Origin of the sequence: Trabulsiella odontotermitis, from assembly GCF_001297775.1 — a bacterium.
GTDB classification, from domain to species: domain Bacteria; phylum Pseudomonadota; class Gammaproteobacteria; order Enterobacterales; family Enterobacteriaceae; genus Trabulsiella; species Trabulsiella odontotermitis.
This window is the reverse complement of sequence record NZ_LIFX01000001.1, coordinates 221,511-243,574: the sequence shown is the minus strand read 5'-3', so window position 1 is coordinate 243,574 and position 22,064 is coordinate 221,511. Positions and strand designations below refer to the sequence as shown.

The following is a 22,064-nucleotide window of genomic DNA, read 5'->3' as shown; positions in this document are numbered from 1 at the left end:
GCCGGAACAAAACCGCTGTGAGTCTGCGCCCATTATCAGCGTTGCGATGTTTGTAAAAGTGGCCCTGCCAGTTGTCTGTTGTAGGGGTAATGACAACGAATGGTTAACTAAATGTTATTTACTGGCAATGTGAATGTAATGGAAAATGGTGAAATTGTGAACCGCTGGCGGGGTTTAAGTCGGATTGGTTGGGCCAATCAGATAGGATTGGGTTTTCCCTCTCCGTTGCGGAGAGGGAACGTGGGCTATCAAAACTCGGTTTTAGCGAAACCGGTCATTTCTTTGAGACCCATTTCGCGGCCCAGGGCGGTCATCGGGTGAACGACGACCAGACCCCTGACGCTCTTTTTCAGTTTGCCCATGTCGGCCTGCTCTTTTTTGGTAATGGCGCGGCGGAACGGCATTTGCGTCAGCTTTTGCGCTTCTTTGCTCAGCTTTTCGCTGTGAACGCCACGCAGACGGGCGATTTCCGTTTCCAGCGTGGCTTTCTCTTTTTCCAGTTCGGCATACTTTTCTGCGCCATCGACCAGCGAGATATCGGCTTGCTGGTGGCGGATAGCATCAAGGCGATCGCTCAGACGCTTGATTTCGTTCTTTTCGACTTCTTTCATAACAAATAGCTCTAAATACGGGGGAATAGCGGAAAGGATACACGATTGTGCGCAGGGTTACTTCTGAAACGCCTTTTTTAAGCTGATGCGGGAAATCAGCTCGGTCAGGGATAACACCATGGTTGAACGTACAACCTGCTGATAACGTTGCTTTTGCATCGCCAGCAGGTCGGCATCACTGTTATCAAACTGCGGAACAGGAGGCAGGGCGGCGACGCAGTGGAGTTCGCCAAACGGGCCGAGAATTTCATCGTCGGTAAATACGTAGTCGCTACCGTCGTGGTTCAGCTCTTCGCGCAACGCCATCAACAGTTCAGCGTCTTCGTATTCCGCGCGGCTAATCACCCCGAGGCCGTAGATAAGTTTCAGGCGCACAGACAAATCGCCCAGCGGCCCGTCGCCGTCCAGCAACGGTTCCACTGCATATTTCACCGCATAGTCGTCTTTGCGGAACACCTGAAGCACCAGGATATTTACCGCTTCTGTCAGAAGGTCGACGGCGGTGATCAGGAAGCTTCTTACGGTTTTGCCAGCATTCAGACGCTCAAGCACACGGTTTTCAAAGGCCTGCGTTTCTTCCATTATTGCCTGCATATCTGACAACTTTATCAATGGGCGCGGAAGCCTCCGCGCCAGTTCCACTCTCATTTGGTCGCGTTATAAGCGTTAACCGCCTCCGCCACCACGTCGCTGTTTGCGTCAAGCCCGGAGACCTGAGCCAGCGCGGCCTGTGGACCTTTATCATCGATGAGCTGAGCCAGTTCCTGCGCCTGCGGATCCTGCGAACTGCGGTAGTGCATCGCCGCGGCGATCCCTTTGACCAGGTTAGCGTGCGGCAGACCGTATTCCAGCGTCCCCAGCAGCGGTTTGATCAGACGATCGCCCGCGCTCAGTTTACGCAGCGGCTGGCGACCAACGCGTTCAACGTCGTCTTTCAGGTAAGGGTTCTCAAAACGGCCGAGGATTTTCTGAATGTAAGCAGCATGTTTTGCGGGATCGAAACCATAACGTTTGATCAGAACCGCACCGCTTTCTTCCATCGCCCCTTTTACCACTGCGCGGATTTTCTCGTCGAGAATCGCATCACGGATCGTCTGATGACCCGTCTGCTGTCCGAGGTACGCGGTTATAGCATGACCGGTGTTCAGCGTGAAGAGCTTACGTTCGACAAATGCCATCAGGTTATCAGTTAATTCCATTCCCGGAATATCCGGCAGCGCGCCTTTGAACTGCGTCTGGTCGACGATCCACTCGCTGAACGTTTCTACCGTCACTTCCAGCGGGTCGTTGGTCGCGGAAGCGGAAGGCGGAACGATGCGGTCGACAGCGGAATCCACAAAGCCAACATGCGCGTCGACCCAGGATTTATCCGCGTCAGCCAGCGCGTTCATCACGTGGCCTTTCAACTGCGTGGTGCCGCGCACCATATTTTCACAGGCGATGATGTTCAGCGGTGTGTTGACGCCTTGCGCTTTACGCTTAGTAAGACCTTTAGCGATGGCAGGCGCGATGCGCTCAAGCACAACAGGGCCAACCGCGGTGGTGACCAGATCAACACTGGCGATCAACTCAACGACGTCGTCGCCGATGCTGCTGACGGCATTAACGCCGGACACGGTATCCACCTGTTCGTTTTCACCGACCACATGAACCTGATAGCTATGACGGGCATTCAGGGCGTCGAGAACCACCTGGTTCACATCGGCGAACGTCAGCGTCACGCCAGCATCCGCCAGCAGTTTGCCGATAAAGCCGCGTCCGATATTACCTGCGCCAAAGTGTAATGCTTTCATAGTGTTAACCTTCATCAATGTTTTTTCCCGAGAGGGCTGGGGTGAGGAATCACAGGAATTATTCCCTCACCCTAGCCCTCTCCCCGATGGGGAGAGGGAGGGAACGGAACTTACTTGTTCAGCAGCGCCAGCACTTCTTCAACGCTGGTGGTGTGAGCCAGACGCTCGATGATGGATTCATCATCCAGAGCGTTGGTCAGGCTGGTAATAACCTGAATATGCTCGTTGTTACGTGCCGCGATGCCGATAACCAGGCGGGCGATGTCGCTTTCCTCTTCACCGAAGCGAACACCTTCCGGGTACTGACAGAATACCACGCCGGTCTTCAGAACGCGGTCTTTCGCTTCAACGGTGCCGTGCGGTACCGCGATAGACTCACCCAGATACGTCGGGGTCAGTTTTTCGCGATCCAGCATCGCTTCCACATATTCCGGTTCAACGTAGCCGCCTTTCACCAGTTGCTCACCGGCGAAACGGATGGCTTCTTCTTTGTTTGACGCTGTGCGGCCGAGGAAAATGTTTTCCGCGCCCAGTTTAAACAGATTGGTGTCGGCAGCCTCAAAACTGTCCTTGAGGCTGCTGCGGACCTTTACGTCGTTGTCCGAGTGGCGTTGCGCTGCGACCAGACGCTCGGTCAGGCTGGTATACAAGCCACTGTCGAGGAAGTTGGTCAGCGAAATATGCTGTGCCTGAGGCACCTGACGCATCGCGCGCTCAGTCAGATCACGGTGCGTGATGACCAGGTCAACATCCGGCGGCAGACTGTTAATCGCGCTGTTGGTCACAGAGATGTTGGTCAGACCCGCATCCTGCACTTTCTTACGCAGCACGCCTGCACCCATTGCGCTGGAACCCATACCGGCATCACAGGCAACGATGATTTTGCGCACGTGGCTCAGGTCGTTAGTCACATCACCTGCGGACAGCGGGGTTGCGCCTTTAGACTCTGATTTCATTTCGTGGATACGACGGGTCGCTTCCTGCAGGTCTTCGTCGTCTTTCACTTTGCTGGTTTTCAGCAGAATAGAAGAGATCACGAAGGAGACCGCCATCGCAGCGACAATCGCCGTAATGTTCGCGAAATAGGCACCTTTCGGCGTCATGGCCAGTACGGCCAGGATGGAGCCCGGGGAAGCCGGAGACACCAGACCACCGTTCAGCACGCTCAGGGTGAACACGCCAGTCATACCACCGAGGATAACGGCGAGGATCAGACGCGGGTTCATCAGCACATACGGGAAGTAGATTTCGTGGATACCACCCAGGAAGTGGATGATAGCCGCGCCGCCAGCAGACTGTTTGGCGCTACCACGACCGAAGAACATGTACGCCATCAGGACGCCCATCCCCGGACCCGGGTTCGCTTCAATCAGGAAGAAGATAGATTTGCCGAGGTCGTGAGACTGCTGGATGCCCAACGGTGAGAAGATACCGTGGTTGATGGCGTTGTTGAGGAACAGGATTTTCGCCGGTTCAACAAAGATAGACGCCAGCGGCAGCATTTCGTGCGCAACCATGAAGTTAACGCCCGCTGCCAGGATTTTGGACAGCACTTCAACGGCCGGACCAATGCCGAGGAACGCCAGAATCGCGAGGATCATACCGATGATGCCAGCGGAGAAGTTATTCACCAGCATTTCGAAACCGGATTTGATCTTACCGTCGACCCAGTTATCAAAGTGTTTAATCGCCCAGCCGCCCAGCGGACCGGCGATCATCGCACCAAGGAACATCGGCATATCAGCACCGACGATAACGCCCATGGTAGTGATAGCACCAACCACACCGCCACGATCGCCACCCACCAGACGACCGCCGGTGAAACCGATCAGCAGCGGCAGAAGATAGGTGATCATCGGACCAACCAGCTTCGCCAGTGTTTCGTTAGGCAACCACCCTGTTGGAATAAATAATGCGGTGATAATACCCCACGCGATAAACGCGCCGATATTTGGCATCACCATATTGCTGAGGAATCGACCAAAGCTTTGCACCTTGATCTTGATATCGGATGACATAAAAACACCCCTTCTTATGTTTGCTGTCGCGCAGGCTTGAAGCCCGAGGTTTGTTGTTAATGTAGCGGCATGAGGCACCGGACCCTGTTGATAGTGCGAAATCTGGCACTGAATCGTTCAACTGTCCAGCGAACGCCCTGTGATGTGATCTAAGTCACGTTAATATAGGGTTATAAGGATGTTTTAGCGTGACTGTGATCACATATTCAGTGTGTAAAAAAAATACAACGGGACAGAAATTGACTGAAAACGGCTTAAAATGTGATATTCATCACCTTTCAGGCATCGCTCTTTGTTATGAATATGTGATTAACATCACAAAATATTTTGACCAGGAATTATCCACCTGTGATCATCCGCAAATTCTGTTTTGTGCGTCGGTTAAAGATGTAACTCAGCAACAATTTTTCAAATTGCGACAGTAATCACCTGGAGGTATGGCGCGTTTTACGCATTGCTATTATTTTCCAGATAACACCCTTTTTTTAGCCATCCGGGTGCCGACGGGCATAGCTTAATTTCGAGGCAACTATGTTTCTTAATTATTTCGCGTTGGGTGTGCTTATTTTCGTTTTTCTGGTGATCTTTTACGGGATAATCATTCTTCACGATATTCCCTACCTGATCGCAAAATCCCGTAATCATCCTCATGCCGATGCTATTCACGTCGCGGGTTGGGTGAGCCTTTTTACCCTGCATGTTATCTGGCCGTTTTTATGGATCTGGGCCACGCTGTATCGCCCGGAACGCGGCTGGGGCATGCAAAATCAGCATGATGCCTTTGTTCAGCTACAGCACCGTGTTGCTGAACTTGAACAGAAACTGGCTGACGCGCCGCCTTCGCCTGAGGAGTAAATGCCATGGATTTACTCATTATCCTGACCTACGTCGCGCTGGCCTGGGCGATATTTAAAATATTCAAAATCCCGGTAAATAAATGGACCGTCCCCACCGCGGCGCTGGGCGGCGTGTTTATCGTTAGCGGGCTTATATTATTAATGAACTACAATCACCCGTACACATTTCAGGCGCAAAAAGCGGTCATCTCCATTCCCATTACGCCGCAGGTCACTGGCGTGGTGAGCGAAGTGACCAATAAACAAAATACCTTAATTAAAAAAGGTGAGGTGTTATTCAGAATCGATGCCACGCGTTATCAGGCGCGGGTGAATCGTCTGGAAGCTGATCTGGTTACCGCTGTACACAACGTGGACACCATGAAAGGACAGCTCAATGAGGCTGTCGCCAATACGCAGCGTGTGAGCGCCGAACGCGACCGGTTGTACAAAGATTATCAGCGCTATCTGAAAGGCAGTCAGGCGCGAGTTAACCCCTTTTCGGAAAGCGATATCGATAACGCGCGGCAAAACTACCTGGCGCAGGATGCGATGGTCAAATCCTCGATGGCGGAGCAGGCACAGGTCAAAAGCCAGCTGGATAGCGTACTCAATGGCGAGCAGTCGCAGATCGCCAGCCTGCGCGCGCAACTGGCCGAAGCGCGCTATAACCTTGAGCAAACCGTGGTACGCGCGCCGAGCAATGGTTATGCCACGCAGGTATTAATTCGTCCCGGCACTTACGCGGCGGCGTTACCGCTGCGGCCTGTCATGGTGTTTATCCCGGAACAAAAACGGCAGATTGTGGCGCAGTTTCGCCAGAACTCGCTGCTGCGCCTGGAACCGGGCGACGACGCCGAAGTGGTCTTTAATGCGCTGCCGGGGCAGGTGTTTAGTGGCAAGCTAACCAGTATTCTGCCGGTGGTGCCTGGCGGATCGTATCAGGCACAGGGGACGTTGCAGTCGTTGAATATCGTTCCCGGCAGCGATGGGGTGATCGCCCTGATTGAACTGGCGCCCGCCGCCGACGTAGATGCGCTGCCGGATGGCATTTTTGCGCAGGTCGCTGTCTATTCTGACCACTTCAGCCATGTTTCGGTGATGCGTAAGGTATTACTGCGCATGACCAGCTGGATGCATTATCTGTATCTCGATCATTAACCTGTTTTTTTAAGTTGTCTGGGTCATACTTGTTTTTTTGTTGGCGACAAGGACCAGACGATGAAACTGATCGGCAGCTATACCAGCCCATTCGTGCGCAAAATTTCGGTGATCCTGTTGGAAAAAGGGATTGCCTTCGAATTTATCAATGAAATGCCCTACAACGACGTCAACGGCGTGGCAAAGTACAACCCGCTGGGCAAAGTCCCGGCGCTGGTGACGGATGACGGCGAATGCTGGTACGACTCGCCGATCATCGCGCAGTACATTGAGCTACTGAATATTGCCCCGGCGATGGTGCCGCGCGAAGCGAAAGCGGCGCTGCAGATGCGCCAGCTGGAAGCGCTGGCCGATGGCGTGATGGACGCCGGGCTGGTGGCGGTACGCGAGCTGGCCCGCCCGGTCGCGCAGCAATCGGAAAATGAAATGGTTCGCCAGCGCGAAAAAATCAACCGCAGCCTTGATATGCTGGAAAGCTACGCCGCCAACGGCACGCTGAAGGCTGACGAGGTGAATCTGGCGACGATCGCGACAGCCTGCGCCATCAGTTATCTTAATTTCCGGCATGTGGCGCCGGGCTGGTCTGCACAGCGCCCCCATCTGGTTAAACTGGTGGAAACGCTGTTCCAGCGCGAAAGTTTTGCGCGTACCGAACCGCCAAAGGCTTGATAACGATTATGTCCGTCTGAGCCAACACGCAGTACAATTCCCTGCATGTCGACACCCCTCTCCCGTCGGGAGGGGGCAACTCATAGCCAGGCCATTTCATGACAACCGAAAACCGTTCTCTCTATAGCCAGCTTCCTGCTACCGATCGCCTGTTGCGCGATCCGACGTTTTCACCGCTCCTTGCCCGTTTCGGTCACAGCCGGGTGGTGGACATTTTGCGCCAGCTCCTTGATGAGGCGCGCGAGGCGATTGGTGAAAATCACGTGTTGCCCGACTGGTGTGACGACTGGCTACAGGCGGCCTCTGAACGGCTGGCGCAGGATGAGCAAACCGCGCTGCGCCCGGTCTTTAACCTGAGCGGCACCGTGCTGCACAGCAACCTTGGCCGCGCCCTGCAATCCGAGGCTGCCATTGACGCGGTCGCGCAGGTAATGCGCTCTCCAGTGACGCTGGAGTACGATCTTGACGGTGCCGGGCGCGGACACCGTGATCGGGCGCTGGCGGCGCTGCTGTGCCGTATTACCGGGGCGGAAGACGCCTGCATTGTGAACAACAACGCCGCTGCCGTGCTGCTGATGCTGGCAGCGACGGCGCAGGGGAAAGAGGTGGTGGTTTCCCGCGGTGAGCTGGTGGAGATTGGCGGTGCGTTTCGTATTCCTGATGTGATGCGCCAGGCGGGCTGTATTCTGCATGAAATCGGCACCACCAACCGCACTCACCCGAAGGACTACCGCAACGCGGTGAATGAAAATACCGGGCTGCTGATGAAGGTGCACACCAGTAATTACAGCATCGAAGGTTTTACCAAATCGGTTGATGAGGCCGCGCTGGCTGAGCTCGGTCGTGAGCTTGATATCCCGGTGGTGGCGGATCTGGGCAGCGGTATGCTGGTGGATCTCAGCCAGTACGGGTTGCCGAAAGAGCCGACGCCGCAGGAGATGATCGCCGCAGGCGTCAGCCTGGTCAGCTTTTCCGGCGATAAACTGCTCGGCGGGCCGCAGGCGGGGATTATCGTCGGCAAACGTGAGCTTATCGCGCGCATTCAACAGCATCCGCTCAAGCGCGCGCTGCGCGTCGATAAAATGACCCTCGCGGCGCTGGAAGCCACGCTACGCCTCTATCTGCACCCGGAAAAGCTGCGGGAAACCCTGCCCACGCTGCGTTTGCTGACCCGTCCGGCGGAAGATATTTTCGCGCAGGGACAACGTCTGTTGTCGCCCATTACCGAAAGATACCCTGAATTTGACGTCCGGCTCGCGCCCTGCGAGTCGCAGATTGGTAGTGGTTCGCTGCCGGTCAATCGCTTACCCGGTGCGGCGCTGACCTTCACGCCACGCGACGGGCGCGGCAGTCGTCTGGACGCGCTGGCAGCACAGTGGCGCGCGCTGCCCGTACCGATCATCGGTCGCATCGGCGAGGGCAGTTTGTGGCTGGATCTGCGCTGCCTTGAGGATGAATCGCGTTTTCTGGAGATGGTACTGAAATGATTATTGCCACTGCCGGGCATGTTGACCACGGTAAAACGACGCTGCTTCAGGCGATTACCGGCGTGAACGCCGATCGCCTGCCGGAAGAAAAATCACGCGGGATGACTATCGATCTCGGCTATGCCTACTGGCCGCAGCCGGACGGGCGCGTGCTGGGGTTTATCGATGTGCCCGGTCATGAAAAGTTTCTCTCAAATATGCTGGCAGGTGTCGGCGGTATCGATCACGCGCTGCTGGTGGTGGCCTGCGACGATGGCGTGATGGCGCAAACCCGTGAACATCTGGCGATTTTACAACTGACGGGGCAGCCAACGCTGACCGTCGCCCTGACCAAAGCTGATCGGGTGGATGAGGCCAGAATCGCGGAAGTTCGCCACGATATCACGACCGTTTTGCGCGAATTCGGTTTCAATAACGTCACGATTTTTGAAACAGCAGCCACTGAAGGGCGTGGTATTGACGTACTGCGCGACCACCTGATCCGTTTACCGGCGCGGCCGCATCCTGAACATCAGCGTTTTCGCCTGGCGACGGATCGGGCATTTACCGTTAAAGGTGCGGGCCTGGTGGTCACCGGCACGGCGTTTTCCGGCGATGTAAAAGTCGGCGATACCCTGTGGCTGACCGGGGTGAACAAACCGGTGCGCGTACGTGGGTTGCATGCCCAGAATCAGCCTGTTGAGCAGGCGCACGGCGGTCAGCGCATCGCGCTGAACATTGTCGGCGATGTGCAAAAAGAAGATCTGACGCGCGGCGACTGGCTGCTGTCAGACACGCCGCCGGATCCGACCGAACGGGTGATTGTTGAGCTGAACAGACATCAGCCGTTGACGCAGTGGCAACCGCTGCACATTCACCATGCGGCGAGCCATATCACCGGGCGCGTTTCCCTGCTGGAGAACAACCTGGCGGAGCTGGTGCTGGATAAACCGCTGTGGCTGGCCGACAACGACCGGCTGGTACTGCGCGATATTTCCGCCCGCACCACGCTGGCGGGCGCTCGCGTCGTGACGCTCAACTCGCCAAAGCGCGGCAAGCGTAAACCGGACTACCTGCAATGGCTCAATGCCCTTGCCGCCGCAATGGATGATGCACAAGCGCTGGAGGTCCATTTGCAGCGCGAAGCCGTTCGTCTGACGGCGTTTGGCTGGGCGCGACAGCGCAACCGCGAGGGGCTGGAGGCGCTGGTTCAGCAACCGGGATTTATTCAGGCCAACGGCAGTCTGCTGAACGCGCCACTGGCGGCAAACTGGCAGCGTAAACTGCTGGAGGCGCTGGCGCGCTACCATGAACAACATCGTGATGAACCGGGGCCAGGGCGTGAACGCCTGCGCCGCATCGCACTGCCGATGGAAGACGAAGCGCTGGTACTGACGCTGATTGAGCAAATGCGTGACAGCGGGGTTATCGGCAGCCATCACGGCTGGCTGCATTTACCGGATCACAAAGCCGGATTTACCGATGAGCAGCAGGCCATCTGGCAGAAAACGCAGCCACTCTTTGGTGACGAACCCTGGTGGGTGCGTGATCTGGCGCATCAAACCAGCACTGACGAGCAGCTGATGCGCGCTGTACTGCGCCAGGCGGCGCAACAAGGAATGATTACCGCGATCGTCAAGGATCGTTATTACCGCAACGATCGCATCGTCACCTTCGCGCGCATGATCCGCGAACTGGATCAGCAACGCGGCTCAACCTGTGCCGCAGATTTTCGCGACACGCTCAACGTCGGGCGAAAACTGGCTATTCAGATCCTCGAATATTTCGACCGCATTGGCTTCACCCGTCGGCGTGGTAACGATCACCTGCTGCGCGATGCACTGTTATTTCCTGATACCCGCACCGAGTAAACCGCAATCATGAACGCCAGCCCCTGTACGCAGGGGCTGAGGGTTTTTGCGTCGCTGCTCGCAACGTTTTCTGTTATTTGCATTGCGCGAAAGATTCTCTCCGTGCGCCTTTCCAGCTTTGTCTTTTTGCAAAAGACACCATCAATGGTTTTCGCTAACGTGATAGTCATCTCTGCAATCGTGTGTATGATGTGTATAATTACAAAAGGTGAGAATGTGACCAGTGCGGATGTGATTGCGATACTGAAAAGCCAGGGCTGGGTTCAGAAAAGAAGTAAGGGCAGCCATCATCAGTTTCATCATCCCGATCGCTCAGGACTGGTTACTGTTCCTCATCCGCGAAAAGATATTAAACCCGGCACGCTGGCACAAATCTGGCGTCAGGCCGGAATCAAACCGTAAATCTCAGGAGAGCCCATGTTTTACCCGGCCTATATTCATTCCGATGCTGACGGCAGCGCGAGCGGTTTTTTTCCTGATGTGCCTGGTTGCTATTTTGCCGGGGATTCGCTGGACGACGCCTTTCAGGATGCGCGAAGCGCCCTGACGGCGCATTTCGAGACGCTCTGCGAAATGCGGGAAGAACTCCCGGCACCGGACGCTGTCGAGCATCATCTGGAAAATAATCCCGCTGACTATACCGGTGGGCAGTGGCTGTTGGTGGATATTAATATGAACCAGTTTGATGGCCGTGCTGAGCGGATCAACATTACCTTGCCTCGTCGTTTACTGGTAAAAATCGACCGCTTTGTCAGTGAACATCCCCATTTTGCCAACCGAAGCGCATTTCTCGCCGAGGCAGCACGGCGCGTGCTGCCTGGCTAAGTGACCAACCCTCACAGATAGAGTGCGGCTGTCGCTCTTAAAACGTCGGCAAATGAGTAGATATCATCCACGGTTTCAATAGGATGCCGGGTTTCATTCTTCTCAATATCAAAGAGACCGAGATATTTCTGTGACCGGTTGAAATGAAGCCTGCAGATCGGTTTTCGGTTGTTATCGTCTATCAGGATACCGAAATAGCTTTTGGTATCCCGGTGATTGATTCTTGAAACGTCAACGACCGCCCTGATAATGGCTTTGACGATATAGTAACCTTCCAGTTCATCAGGTGTGGTTATGATTTCAGGCTCATATATGACGGGTGCCTCCGCGCTTTCGGCTGCGCCCGCAGGCTCTGCATCTTTGGCTATGCTGCTGCCTCCGGCGATGGCTGATTTCAGCCTCTCATTCACCTGATCATTAATATACTGACTGGCTGCTTTTTTCGTTAAGTTGAAGAACGACTCTCTGACTTTTTGCGTCAACATGCCGTCATAAACCCGGGACGCGAAGAATTTTACGAAATCATCTTCCGGGTTGTTTAATTGGCTATGTAAAATTCGTTTTATCTGGCTGACGTATTTTAATTCGCCAGCGGCGTTGATTATGGATTCGAGGTCAAAGGATGACTTTGTCAGTTTAATCAGTTCGGGGATGATATTCTCGTCAATATCCAGAAGGTCGATCTCAAGAAACGGTTTTTCATCCATCTTGTTCGGCGCATCGAGATCGGTGAAAAATTTATAGATTTGGCCGTTAGTGAGTATTGAAATGCGTGCATTGGTGACATGGAAATACCTGAAAAGCTGGGAGGCATGGTTGATGCTTAGCGGCTCGCCAATTTTCTTGCGCTCTATAAGTATTTGAACTTCATTGTCTTTCAGGATGGCGTAATCAATTTTCTCCCCTTTTTTGGTCCCAACATCACACACAAACTCGGGGGTGACTTCTGTTGGATCGAAAACATCGTATCCTAAAACATTATGAATGAATGGCATCACGAAAGCGTTTTTTGTCGCTTCTTCTGTCGTAATTGCATCAAGCTGTTGTTTAATTTTAGCGGATAAAACATAAATTTTTTCGATGAATTCCATGGTTGTGACCTTATTATCGATGAGCGTAAACGTGTCTGGAAAGCATTTGTGGCGGGAAGCAGTAATAACGATAATTAGAACCAATAATGAAATTTCAATTCCGAGATAATTGTCACATTTATAATGAAATTGTCGATTTTTATATATCGGCTTTAGCCTGTTAATTCCCAGTTATCCGCAAATTAACAGGCTAAATGCATTAAACATATTTATATCTTTATCAATTATTCCTCATTCACCCACACCCGCATTTCACCTTCGCCGCGGTTGGCCCAGCTAAACCAGGGAATAAACGTCAGGGTTTGTGTCTGGCGCGCAGTGGGCGGTTGATCATATTGCCATAGCGGTTGCGCCTGCGGCTGAGATGCGGTTTGGCGGATCCCTTCAGCCTGAATCACGGTCTGATGCGCCAGTACGCCTTTGCCTTCAATGGTGGTGAATGTGGCGTGTCGTGGCAGCCAGAGATTGTGCAGCGCTTCGCCGTTGTCCGCCTCCTCCAGGCAGTACACCAGCGGCCCCCGTTGCACGGCAATTTTCCCGGCGACATGGCGCAGAAGCGGATTGCCATAAATTCGACGTACCGGCATGGGGAGCGTCAGAACAATGGTATCGCCCTGCTGCCAGCAACGGGTGATAGTGAGATATCCCTTGCGTATCTCCTGCGGTACCTCATCGTCATTAAGCGCAATGTGTGGTTCGGCGCACCAGTCCGGCAGGCGAAGCGCCAGGGTGTGGGTTATCGGCTCCGGCGAGTCGATGGTGATTCGAATCTCTTCCTGCCACGGATAGTGACCGCTGATGCGTAAGCGCAGCGTTTTCCCGTTCACCGGGATCTCCACGCTGTTTCCCACGTACAAATTGATATACAGCGCCTCTTCGCGTGGGGTGTAGATATAGTGACCCAGCGACGTCAGGACGCGGGCGATATTGGGCGGGCAACAGGCGCAGCCGAACCAGCGCTGGCGGACGGGCTTCACGTGATCGTAGATATGGTTAAATGCGAGGGAATGCGGGTGCACTTCCAGCGGATTGACGTAAAAAAAGTGCTTCCCGTCCAGCGCCATACCGCCAAGCACCGTGTTGTATAACGCGCGTTCCATCACGTCGGCATACTGGCTGTCCGCTTCCATCTCCAGCATTCGACGGGCAAACATCATTAACCCGATGGACGCGCAGCTTTCGGCATATACCGTGTCATTAGGCAGATCGTAATCGCTGGTGAAGGCTTCGCCACTACTTTGCGCGCCAATGCCGCCAGTAATATACAACTGCCGTTGTACCATGTTTTTCCAGAGCCGCAGACAATGCTGGCGCTTTTGCTGGTCATTGCTGAGTCTTGCCAGATGCGCCACACCGGCCATCAGATAGACAAAACGCACGGCGTGACCGGTGGCTGTCTGCTGTTGCGCCAGCGGCTGATGCGCCTGGCTGTACGCTTTATCCCTGACCATCCATGCCGGGCCATAAGTGTTCCAGTAAGACGTTTTTCCGCGCTTTTCATATTCGATATCGTAGAAATGCGGCTGCGTTCCCCGCTGTTCGATGAAGTAATTCGCCAGCGCCAGATAACGGGATTCGTGAGTCACCTCGAAGAGTCGGGTCAGCGCCAGCTCGATTTCCGGGTGACCGGGGTAGCCATGCAACTGATTTTCACCGGGGCCAAATACCTGGTCGATATGATCGGTAAAGCGGCACACCACCTCCAGCAACTGCCGTTTCCCTGTGGCCTGAAAGAAGGCGACGCCGGCTTCAATCATATGCCCGGCGCAATATAACTCATGGCATTCAGCAAGATTGGTCCAGCGTTCAGCCGGGGCTTTAACGGTGAAGTAAGTATTGAGATAACCATCCTCGCACTGAGCGGCGGCCACCAGCGCAATCACCTCATCAGCGGTTTTCTCAAGCGCTGGATCGGGTTTCTGGCACAGCGACCAGGCGACGGCTTCCAGCCATTTCGCCACGTCGCTGTCCTGAAACACCATGCCGTAATACTCGCCCTCCTGCAGGCCTGCCGCGATACGAAAATTTTCAATGGCATGGCTCGGTTCCGCGTCAGCAATGCGATCGTTCAGCGCATCCCACTGATAAGGGATCACCACATCGCGGACTAATTGTTGATACTGACCAAGAAAAGGATCGTTGATTTTCAGGGTATGCAGAGAGACTTCCATTGCAGACATAATATGCTCCTTAAGACTGGGTATGACGCAGACGCAAATCGCTGGCAATGCGTGTCATCATGGGGTTGTTGAGTTTGCAGAGGCGGATGGCGAAGGCCAGCAGCAGATGAAACAGCGCCGGAAGCAGCGTTTCCATGGCGGTCATTCCGTGCAGAGAGGCTGCCGTCTGATGATTTGCGCCAGGCTGGTAGGCGACGAAAATAAACACGAGGCTGATAATCACGGCGCTGGACGCCCAGGCGAGCTTGATGCAAAACAGGTTGAAGGCGAAATTCATTCCCGAGGAACGGACGCCGGTTTTCCATTCGCCGTAATCATCGGCAAACGCCATCAGCGAGAAGTGCAGCGGCAGCGTAAAGCCCAGAATAATGCCATTGCCAAGAATAACGGCCAGCCACAACGACTGGTGCGCCGGGCCAGTTGGTAGCCACCACATTCCCAGCGCCAGCGCGGCCAGAACGAGATTGGTGAGGTAATAAAGCCTGACGGTATCCACGCGTCGCGATAACAGATTCACCACCACGGAACCGAGAATCGAGGCGAACGTCACCATAGTGAAAAAGAGCGACGTGTAAGCGGTACTGCCGTTCAGCACGTAGGTGATGAAGTACATGTAGCCGCCGCCGCGGATGTTAAACACGTTGATGAGCAGGAATGACATCAGCAGCATCAGCAGGAGCTGATCGTTTTTGCGCAGGCCAGCAAGATGTTCGCGCAGGGTAAATTTCCCCATCAACGCCAGCGGCACGCGTTCACGAACCCAGAAAAAGCAGCACAAAAACATCACCACGGCGATGGCGCAGAGAACGCCGACGCCCGCCTGATAACCCCGCGCGGCGTTCCCCTGCCCGAGTTCAGCCACCAGCCAGGGCAGCCCGACGGAGACCAGAAATCCGGCGACGCCACACAGCACAAAGCGCCATGACTGGCAGGAAATCACCTCTCGATGGCGCGTCGTCATGGTATTGATCAGCGCACAGTAAGGAACGTTGATCGCGGTATAACTCACTGAAAGCAGAAGATACGTCACAAACGCCCAGGCGATTTTGACCGGCATTCCGGCGTCAGGCACGGTAAACGTCAGTACGCCGATCACGCCGATGGGCAGCGCAATCCATAATTGCCAGGGGCGAAAGCGGCCCCAGCGGCTTTGCGTCCGGTCAGCAATCACCCCCATGATGGGATCGGAAATGGCGTCAAAGATGCGCAGCGCCATGAATAACGTTCCCACCAGCGCGGGCGTCAGACCAAAGACATCGGTATAGAAAAACGTCAGGAAATTCATGATAAGACAGGTAATGACCGTACCACCGGCATCACCCAGGCCATAACCCACTTTTTCCCGTACGGACAGTGTTTCGTTAATCGTGGCACGGGTAAGATCCGTGGTCGTAATCGGAGCAGACGTCATAAGGTGTTCCTCATTATTTAAAGAGGTAAAACACGGAATCATTTTTTATTTGAAACGTACCCGAATAATTCTGCCTGGAATGACGCGACCAACAAGGGAAGGGAAAAGTATAAAAAGATGACAATTCCGACCTGTGAGATAAAGTGTGACAACGATCGTTATGAACTATACATATTATTGATATTCAATAATAAAAGTGTGGTATTTACTAATAAATGGAGGGATTATTCATATCTATGCTCAGATTATCCATAACGCTTCCGATCAAAGTCCAGAACGGCGGTCTCTTTATTTCCCGTGGCGTTGGGAGTCATCCCGCCAGGACGCTAAATTCGTGGGAACTGATTTTTGTCGAGAAAGGCACATTAACGCTGCGGGAAGGCAGTGAATTATTTGTGATTAATGCCGGTGAAAGTCTTTTGCTATGGCCGCAGCGTCGACATGTGGGTGTTGGAACGTTTCCCGCTAATCTTAAATTTTACTGGTTGCATTTTGAGTTATTACCGCATGTTCATAGCGGAATGGATATCCGGGCGCCATGGGAAATACCGCAGCATCTGGTGGCGAACGATCCGCAATATGTGATTTCTTTGTTTCGTCAGTTTCTTCGTGAACAGGAGAATATTCATCGCAGCGTCGCACTGGAGTTGATTTTATTGCTTATACTGCAACAGCTTTCTTGCTCAGCCACAGAAGATAAAAACAGAGACAGTCGCGGGATAGCACTCGCTTACAAAGCACAACAGATTGTGCGCACGCAATTTCATTTACCGCTGACAACATCTGCAATTGCCGCGGAATTACATTGTAATGCGGATTATCTGGGGCGTGTATATCGCCGGAACTTTCATCTGACATTAACCGAAGCGATTCATCGCCAGCGTGTAATGGCGGCAGAAAAAATGCTCATCAGTGATTCATTATCACTGACAGAAGTGGCTCAACGTTGCGGTTTTAATGCGGTGGGTTACTTCCGTCAAATATACCGTAAACACACCGGAATGACGCCTGCGGCCTGGAAACGACGTTATTGTAAAGAGCACATCAATTCCACCTAAAAAACAGAGAGAAATCAACCCGATAGCAGGATAAACATCTGTAATTTGTGGTTAATATGGAGTATTGTCTTGATGAGTTGGCCTGATAAAGACTAATGGTATAAGCCATTGCGTTTGATTGTTTTTGTAGTATTTACCACCTGATATTTTGGTTATGTCGGTTTTATTTTCCTTAATTATGACAATGAAGCAACAACCGTAGTCGTACCGCACGGAGGTTGTATCTGTTTTTCTTCAATTTATAATACTTCTTAAAAATTGTATGGATTGAGAAGGTCAGACTTTTCAACATATTCTCAGTCAGTTCAATTTAAAAGAGTACTTTTACAATGGACTATCAGCTGCACGGATTCATGATCGGTAAGGCGATTCTCGTCGATATCGGCAACAAAAGGGCTTGTCGTATTCCCGTCAGCAACTCGGATAAAACGGTCGTCTTCGCTGCCGTTTTTTTCAATAAAACGATGCTACGACTTTTCTTGTATTTGCTGATACATGCCCGACACGGTAACGTTTCCCGAGAGGAGCTCTTTGAGCATGTCTGGGAAGAGAATAACCTGAGCCCGTCAACACAACGATTATGGCAGGTAATTAACAATTTGAATAAAAAATTATCCACATTGGGATTACCTGAAGACTTTATTTTAAGTGCTAAAGGGTGTGGTTATTTCATAAATTACGATGACATCACCCCACTTTATTATGAAGTGAGAGAATAATCACCACCCCCTATTTGTGTGTTAATGGTTGAGATCCGAGGGTGTGATGTCGCCTCTGGATTTGTTTCCCCTGAACATGTCTGTGCTCAGGGGATTTTTTCTGCGCTTCAACAACGCAAACACCAGGTCAAACGTCCAGATTACGTCAGGCAACTGACAAATCCTGATGATTTCCCCGACAGGATCAAAGCGCAACACGCCCCGTCTCTGGCACTCTGAGTTTTTCGGACACGGATGAGCCATGAGATGAATCAATTTATTGTCGCCGACGCCATGAAATGCATTGGTTGCCGCACCTGCGAAGTGGCCTGCGTTGTCGCTCATCAGGAGGGCGAGCCTGTCGGTGCCGACGGTTTTATCCCGCGCATTCAGGTCGTGAAAGGCGACACCATCACCTCCGCCGTTACCTGCCACCATTGTGAAGATGCCCCGTGCGCCAGTGTTTGCCCGACGCAGGCAATTCGTCGCGAACGCGGGCGCATCGCGGTGGATCAACGCTATTGCATCGGCTGCAAAAGCTGCATGCTGGCCTGTCCGTTTGGCGCGATGCAAGTGGTGGTGCAGCAAGGGCGGGCGCAGGCCATCAAATGCGATCTTTGTCAGCATCGCGAGAACGGCCCGGCGTGCGCAGAAGCCTGCCCGACGCAGGCGCTGCGCTGTGTTGATGTGGAAAAGTTACGTCAGCAGAAGTTTTACATTGCCTGACGCTGATCAGGCATGATCCCGCCACGCGTTTTCGATCTCTTCCGCGAGAATTTTCACGCCAGTCTCAATTTTTTCCGGATCCGGCACGTAGTTCATGCGCATGCACTGATGCGTGTGCGGCCAGGGTTTATCCAGACCGGGGAAGAAATAGTGTCCAGGCACCATCAGCACGCCGCGTTTTTTGAGGCGCTGATAAAGCAGTTCGGTGGTAACAGGCAGATCTTTGAACCACAGCCACAGGAAAATGGCGCCTTCCGGTTTATGGATAAGGCAGCGATCTTCCGGCAAATAGCGACGAATAATGGCGATAGTTTCCTGAACGCGCTGGAAGTAGAACGGTTTTACGACTGTTTCTGACAGGCGCAGCAGGTCATTGCGCTTGATCATCTCGCTCATGATGGCAGGCCCGATGCCACCGGGCGCCAGGCTGACAATCCCGTTCATGTTGCTGATGGCAGAAATGATTTTTTCATTGGCGATGATAATGCCGCAGCGACTGCCCGGCAGGCCCAGCTTCGACAGGCTCATGCACAGGACAATGTTGGGGTTCCACAGCGGACGCGCTTCGCTGAAAATAATCCCCGGGAAAGGCACGCCATACGCGTTGTCGATCACCAGCGGAATGCCATGCTGATTCGCCAGCATATCGAGCTTCATCAGCTCTTCGTCGGTGATGACGTTCCCGGTCGGGTTGGTCGGACGGGAGACGCAAATCATCCCCGTCTCTTCGGTGATGCTCAGATGTTCAAAATCAACGTGATACTTGAACTGGCCATCGGGCAGCAGTTCGATGTTGGGGCGCGTAGAGACAAACAGATCTTCTTCCAGACCAGAATCAGCGTAGCCGATGTATTCCGGCGTCAGCGGGAACAGCACCTTGCGCGTGGTGCCATCGGCACGGCGACCGGCGAACAAATTGAACAAGTAGAAAAACGCGCTCTGGCTGCCGTTGGTCAGTGCAATATTCTGTGGATCAATATCCCAACCTAATTCCTGACGTAACATTTTCGCGAGGACATCCAACAATTCCGTTTTCCCCTGCGGGCCGTCGTAATTGCACAGCGCATCAGTGACTTTGCCCGTTTTGAGCATATCAGCCAGCAGGTTGTGGAAGTAATCCGTCATTTCCGGGATCTGCGCCGGGTTACCGCCACCGAGCATGATGGCACCAGGGGTGCGCAGGCCGTCGTTGAGGTCCTCCATCAGGCGTGTAATGCCGGAATGGCGGGTGAATTTGTCGCCGAAAAGTGAAAATGTCATAACGGGTGATCTGTTGGTTCTTTGCTAAAGTGGCTCACCATAACGCTTGCCGGGGCGGGGTGCAAATCGCGACCGCAGACCGCAGACGGAGAATCATTCTGCTTTAAATTTGAGGTTTAGTGGTTTGTTCTGGAGGTGGTGCGCGGTGGATCCCGCGCACTCTGTTCTGTTATTCCGCTTTCCCGGCCCACACCACGATGACGCTGTCCTCGCCCTGCTCGCGCATAAAACCATAGCCCTGCGGTAACGTCAGCGTGGTTTGCTTTCCGGCACCGATGGCGGGGTGGCGCGCGCGGAACTGCCCGAGAACTTGCCAGTGCTTCACCAGCGCGGCGGATTTACCGCTGACGTCCTGCCAGTTCATGTCCGAACGGGTGCCCTGCAGCGGATCGGAGCCCGTTGGCCCGAACGGACGGTCTGACTCGTCGCCATAAAAAATCTGCACCGCGCCGGGCGCCAGCAACAGCAACTCAGCAGCCCGGCTGCCGCCTTCACGGAACAACCGCGTATCGTGAGAGGAGAGATAGCTCAGCACGTTGAAATCCTGCAACTTGTCCGCCATTTGCTGCCAGTTTTGATCCATATTCGCCAGACAACCGGCGGCGCTGGCGGCCTGATCCTGATAATCGAAATTAATCATCGCATCGAAGCCGTGCCGGTAATACTCGCTCTGCATAACGCCATGGCCCCAGGCCTCGCCGGTCATCCAGAACGGGGCGGCATCCAGCGCTTTTTGCGGATGTGCCTGTTTCCACGCGGCAAGGGCTGCTGTCGCCTCGGTTTTGAGTTGCTGCCAGCTCGCCATCTCAACGTGTTTGGCGGTATCAACACGGAAACCATCAATGCCGTAGTCCCGCACCCACTGGCTGAGCCAGTGGGTGAGATAATCGCGCGGCGTGAAACCGGCAACGGCTCTGGCGCCGGTATCCGGTTTGTGCTGATAAAAGACCGGCAGGCCGGAAGGCACGGTTGATTCGGTTTTGAGATCCGGCAAAAAGGCCAGCGACATGGTCAGATCGTCAAAACCGGGGTTGTCGTAATCGCCGATATCGGTGCGGATCCACGCTTTCCCCCACCACTTCTGCCAGGCGGTTTTGTCGCTGAAGTTAATGTAGTCGTTAAAGCTGTGCCAGTTCTGTCCGGGGCCGGGGCGCCAGTCCGTCCAGTGCTCACCGAGCGTTTTCTTCAGCTCATCGCCTTTCAGATAGAGCGCGCCGAACTGGTACTCCTGCATATCGGCGAGCGTGGCGTAGCCGGTGTGGTTCATGACCACATCAAACAGAACACGAATGCCACGCTGGTGAGCTTCATCCACCAGACGACGCAAATCGTCCTCTTTACCCATACTGGCATCGAGACGGGTCCAGTCCTGCGTGTAGTAGCCGTGATAGGCATAATGAGGGAAATCACCTTTGGTACCGCCGCCAACCCAGCCGTGGATTTGCTCCAGCGGTGAGCTTATCCACAACGCGTTAACGCCCAGCGACTGCAGGTAATCCAGTTTGCTGGCGAGGCCTTGCAAATCACCGCCGTGAAAGGTACCGATCTCCTGTTGCCCGTCTTTATGGCGTCCGTAACTGGCATCGTTCGAGGGATCGCCATTGACGTAACGATCGGTCAGCACGAAATAGACCGTCGCGTTGTGCCAGTTGAAGGGCGCGGGCGCGTCGGTTTCCGCACGTTCCAGCAACAGCAGGCCGTTGCTGTCCGCGGCAGGCATGAGGGTGATCTTCCCCTGCTGTACGGTGGCGGTCTGTTTGCTGTAGAAATCGCGCACCACCGTGCCTTCCGCAAAGGTGTGGCTGACATCGACCGTTAGCGGCTTGCCATCCCACGTCGGGCACTGGCGAATCGCTGTCTTCACGGCGTCATCGGCCGGAGTTTCTACCGAAAGCCGGAGCGTGGGCGTGCCGGAACGGGTATCAATTTCCAGAGAATACAGGCCGTTACGGAATATTCGCCATTGCGGCGCATCGCCGTGACAGGGCTCCAGTGACAGCATCTCATTGAGTTTTATGGAAGAAGCGGGCTGCCAGCACTGATGGTCAAGATTTAGGGTTAAAGGATGTGTACCCTTCGCCATCGCTTTCTGGCTGATGAATTTTCCGTCACTTTTCTCGGTGAAGGCAGGAAAACCAGCGGCAGTCCAGGTTGTCGCGTTGACGATACCTGGCATCAGGAGGGCTACAAGGGCAGCAAGTTTCATTCGGGTATCCTGTGCAAGTTTTTGCCCAGTGTGCCAGTCCTGTTGCGGCCTGTACTCCTCCCTGGAAGGGGATGAGTGAAAAGGGTGAGAGAATAGCGTTTCAGACCAGGACTATTTCTTTGGGTGCCTTCGAAGGCTATTTTTGATATGATTTGTGGTTCAACTCTCAATTTTGGGAAAAATA

At 53.7% G+C, this 22,064-nt stretch carries 19 protein-coding genes; 10 read left to right on the top strand and 9 right to left on the bottom strand.

All coding sequences use genetic code 11. From position 1 onward, the window contains the following. Positions 1-248: 248 nt before the first annotated feature. From AOY23_RS01085 to AOY23_RS01070, 4 genes are all read right to left on the bottom strand, one after another. Positions 249-611: a YibL family ribosome-associated protein gene (locus AOY23_RS01085; RefSeq protein WP_054178013.1), complete on the bottom strand. Its 363-nt coding sequence runs from the start codon at positions 609-611 to the stop codon at positions 249-251. A 57-nt stretch (positions 612-668) separates the two neighbouring features. Continuing rightward, positions 669-1,259, bottom strand: a complete 591-nt coding sequence (mtlR, locus tag AOY23_RS01080) for a mannitol operon repressor MtlR (protein WP_054178012.1) — start codon at positions 1,257-1,259, stop codon at positions 669-671. After that, positions 1,256-2,404, bottom strand: coding sequence for a mannitol-1-phosphate 5-dehydrogenase (gene mtlD, locus AOY23_RS01075; RefSeq protein WP_152958343.1), 1,149 nt, complete (start codon positions 2,402-2,404; stop codon positions 1,256-1,258). Before mtlD ends, mtlR begins: the two co-directional genes overlap by 4 nt. Before the next feature lie 110 nt (positions 2,405-2,514). Then, entirely contained in the window at positions 2,515-4,422 is a 1,908-nt protein-coding gene (locus AOY23_RS01070; RefSeq protein ID WP_054178010.1) for a PTS mannitol transporter subunit IICBA, read from the bottom strand. A gap of 531 nt (positions 4,423-4,953) precedes the next feature. Between AOY23_RS01070 and AOY23_RS01060 the strand changes: the two genes are divergently transcribed. The 7 genes from AOY23_RS01060 to AOY23_RS01030 all read left to right on the top strand — a co-directional run bounded on the left by AOY23_RS01060 (position 4,954) and on the right by AOY23_RS01030 (position 11,250). Further along, positions 4,954-5,277 carry a DUF3302 domain-containing protein gene (locus tag AOY23_RS01060; RefSeq protein ID WP_054178008.1) on the top strand — a complete coding sequence of 108 codons (324 nt, stop codon included), beginning with the start codon at positions 4,954-4,956 and terminating at the stop codon, positions 5,275-5,277. A gap of 5 nt (positions 5,278-5,282) precedes the next feature. After that, entirely contained in the window at positions 5,283-6,419 is a 1,137-nt protein-coding gene (locus AOY23_RS01055) for an HlyD family secretion protein (protein WP_054178007.1), read from the top strand. A gap of 60 nt (positions 6,420-6,479) precedes the next feature. Next, the gene (locus AOY23_RS01050; protein WP_054178006.1) at positions 6,480-7,088 is read left to right on the top strand and encodes a glutathione S-transferase; all 609 of its coding nucleotides are present in this window, start codon (positions 6,480-6,482) and stop codon (positions 7,086-7,088) included. Between the two features lie 98 nt (positions 7,089-7,186). Then, the gene (gene selA, locus AOY23_RS01045; protein WP_054178005.1) at positions 7,187-8,575 is read left to right on the top strand and encodes an L-seryl-tRNA(Sec) selenium transferase; all 1,389 of its coding nucleotides are present in this window, start codon (positions 7,187-7,189) and stop codon (positions 8,573-8,575) included. After that, positions 8,572-10,425: a selenocysteine-specific translation elongation factor gene (gene selB, locus AOY23_RS01040; protein WP_054178004.1), complete on the top strand. Its 1,854-nt coding sequence runs from the start codon at positions 8,572-8,574 to the stop codon at positions 10,423-10,425. Before selA ends, selB begins: the two co-directional genes overlap by 4 nt. A 216-nt stretch (positions 10,426-10,641) precedes the next feature. Beyond that, complete coding sequence (locus tag AOY23_RS01035; RefSeq protein ID WP_054178003.1) at positions 10,642-10,827, top strand: type II toxin-antitoxin system HicA family toxin; 186 nt, start codon at positions 10,642-10,644, stop codon at positions 10,825-10,827. 15 nt (positions 10,828-10,842) lie between these two features. Next, complete coding sequence (locus tag AOY23_RS01030) at positions 10,843-11,250, top strand: type II toxin-antitoxin system HicB family antitoxin (RefSeq protein ID WP_054178002.1); 408 nt, start codon at positions 10,843-10,845, stop codon at positions 11,248-11,250. Positions 11,251-11,261: 11 nt separating this feature from the next. Here the strand turns inward: AOY23_RS01030 and AOY23_RS01025 are convergent, their stop codons facing one another. The 3 genes from AOY23_RS01025 to AOY23_RS01015 form a co-directional block, all read right to left on the bottom strand. After that, positions 11,262-12,341: a type I restriction enzyme HsdR N-terminal domain-containing protein gene (locus AOY23_RS01025; protein ID WP_054178001.1), complete on the bottom strand. Its 1,080-nt coding sequence runs from the start codon at positions 12,339-12,341 to the stop codon at positions 11,262-11,264. A 224-nt stretch (positions 12,342-12,565) separates the two neighbouring features. Then, positions 12,566-14,521, bottom strand: coding sequence for a glycoside hydrolase family 127 protein (locus tag AOY23_RS01020; protein WP_054178000.1), 1,956 nt, complete (start codon positions 14,519-14,521; stop codon positions 12,566-12,568). 10 nt (positions 14,522-14,531) lie between these two features. Beyond that, positions 14,532-15,932 (bottom strand): MFS transporter, encoded by a 1,401-nt coding sequence (locus AOY23_RS01015; RefSeq protein ID WP_054177999.1) that lies wholly within the window; start codon positions 15,930-15,932, stop codon positions 14,532-14,534. A gap of 236 nt (positions 15,933-16,168) precedes the next feature. Between AOY23_RS01015 and AOY23_RS01010 the strand changes: the two genes are divergently transcribed. The 3 genes from AOY23_RS01010 (at position 16,169) to AOY23_RS01000 (ending at position 18,414) form a co-directional block, all read left to right on the top strand. Beyond that, entirely contained in the window at positions 16,169-16,990 is an 822-nt protein-coding gene (locus AOY23_RS01010; RefSeq protein WP_054177998.1) for a helix-turn-helix domain-containing protein, read from the top strand. Between the two features lie 329 nt (positions 16,991-17,319). After that, entirely contained in the window at positions 17,320-17,709 is a 390-nt protein-coding gene (locus tag AOY23_RS01005; RefSeq protein WP_038160980.1) for a winged helix-turn-helix domain-containing protein, read from the top strand. A 246-nt stretch (positions 17,710-17,955) separates the two neighbouring features. Next, positions 17,956-18,414 (top strand): 4Fe-4S dicluster domain-containing protein, encoded by a 459-nt coding sequence (locus tag AOY23_RS01000; protein ID WP_054177997.1) that lies wholly within the window; start codon positions 17,956-17,958, stop codon positions 18,412-18,414. Positions 18,415-18,420: 6 nt separating this feature from the next. Here the strand turns inward: AOY23_RS01000 and avtA are convergent, their stop codons facing one another. After that, entirely contained in the window at positions 18,421-19,674 is a 1,254-nt protein-coding gene (gene avtA / locus AOY23_RS00995) for a valine--pyruvate transaminase (RefSeq protein ID WP_054177996.1), read from the bottom strand. Positions 19,675-19,843: 169 nt separating this feature from the next. Further along, a complete protein-coding gene (locus AOY23_RS00990; protein ID WP_054177995.1) occupies positions 19,844-21,880 on the bottom strand; it encodes an alpha-amylase in 2,037 nt (678 codons plus the stop codon). Positions 21,881-22,064: the final 184 nt, after the last annotated feature.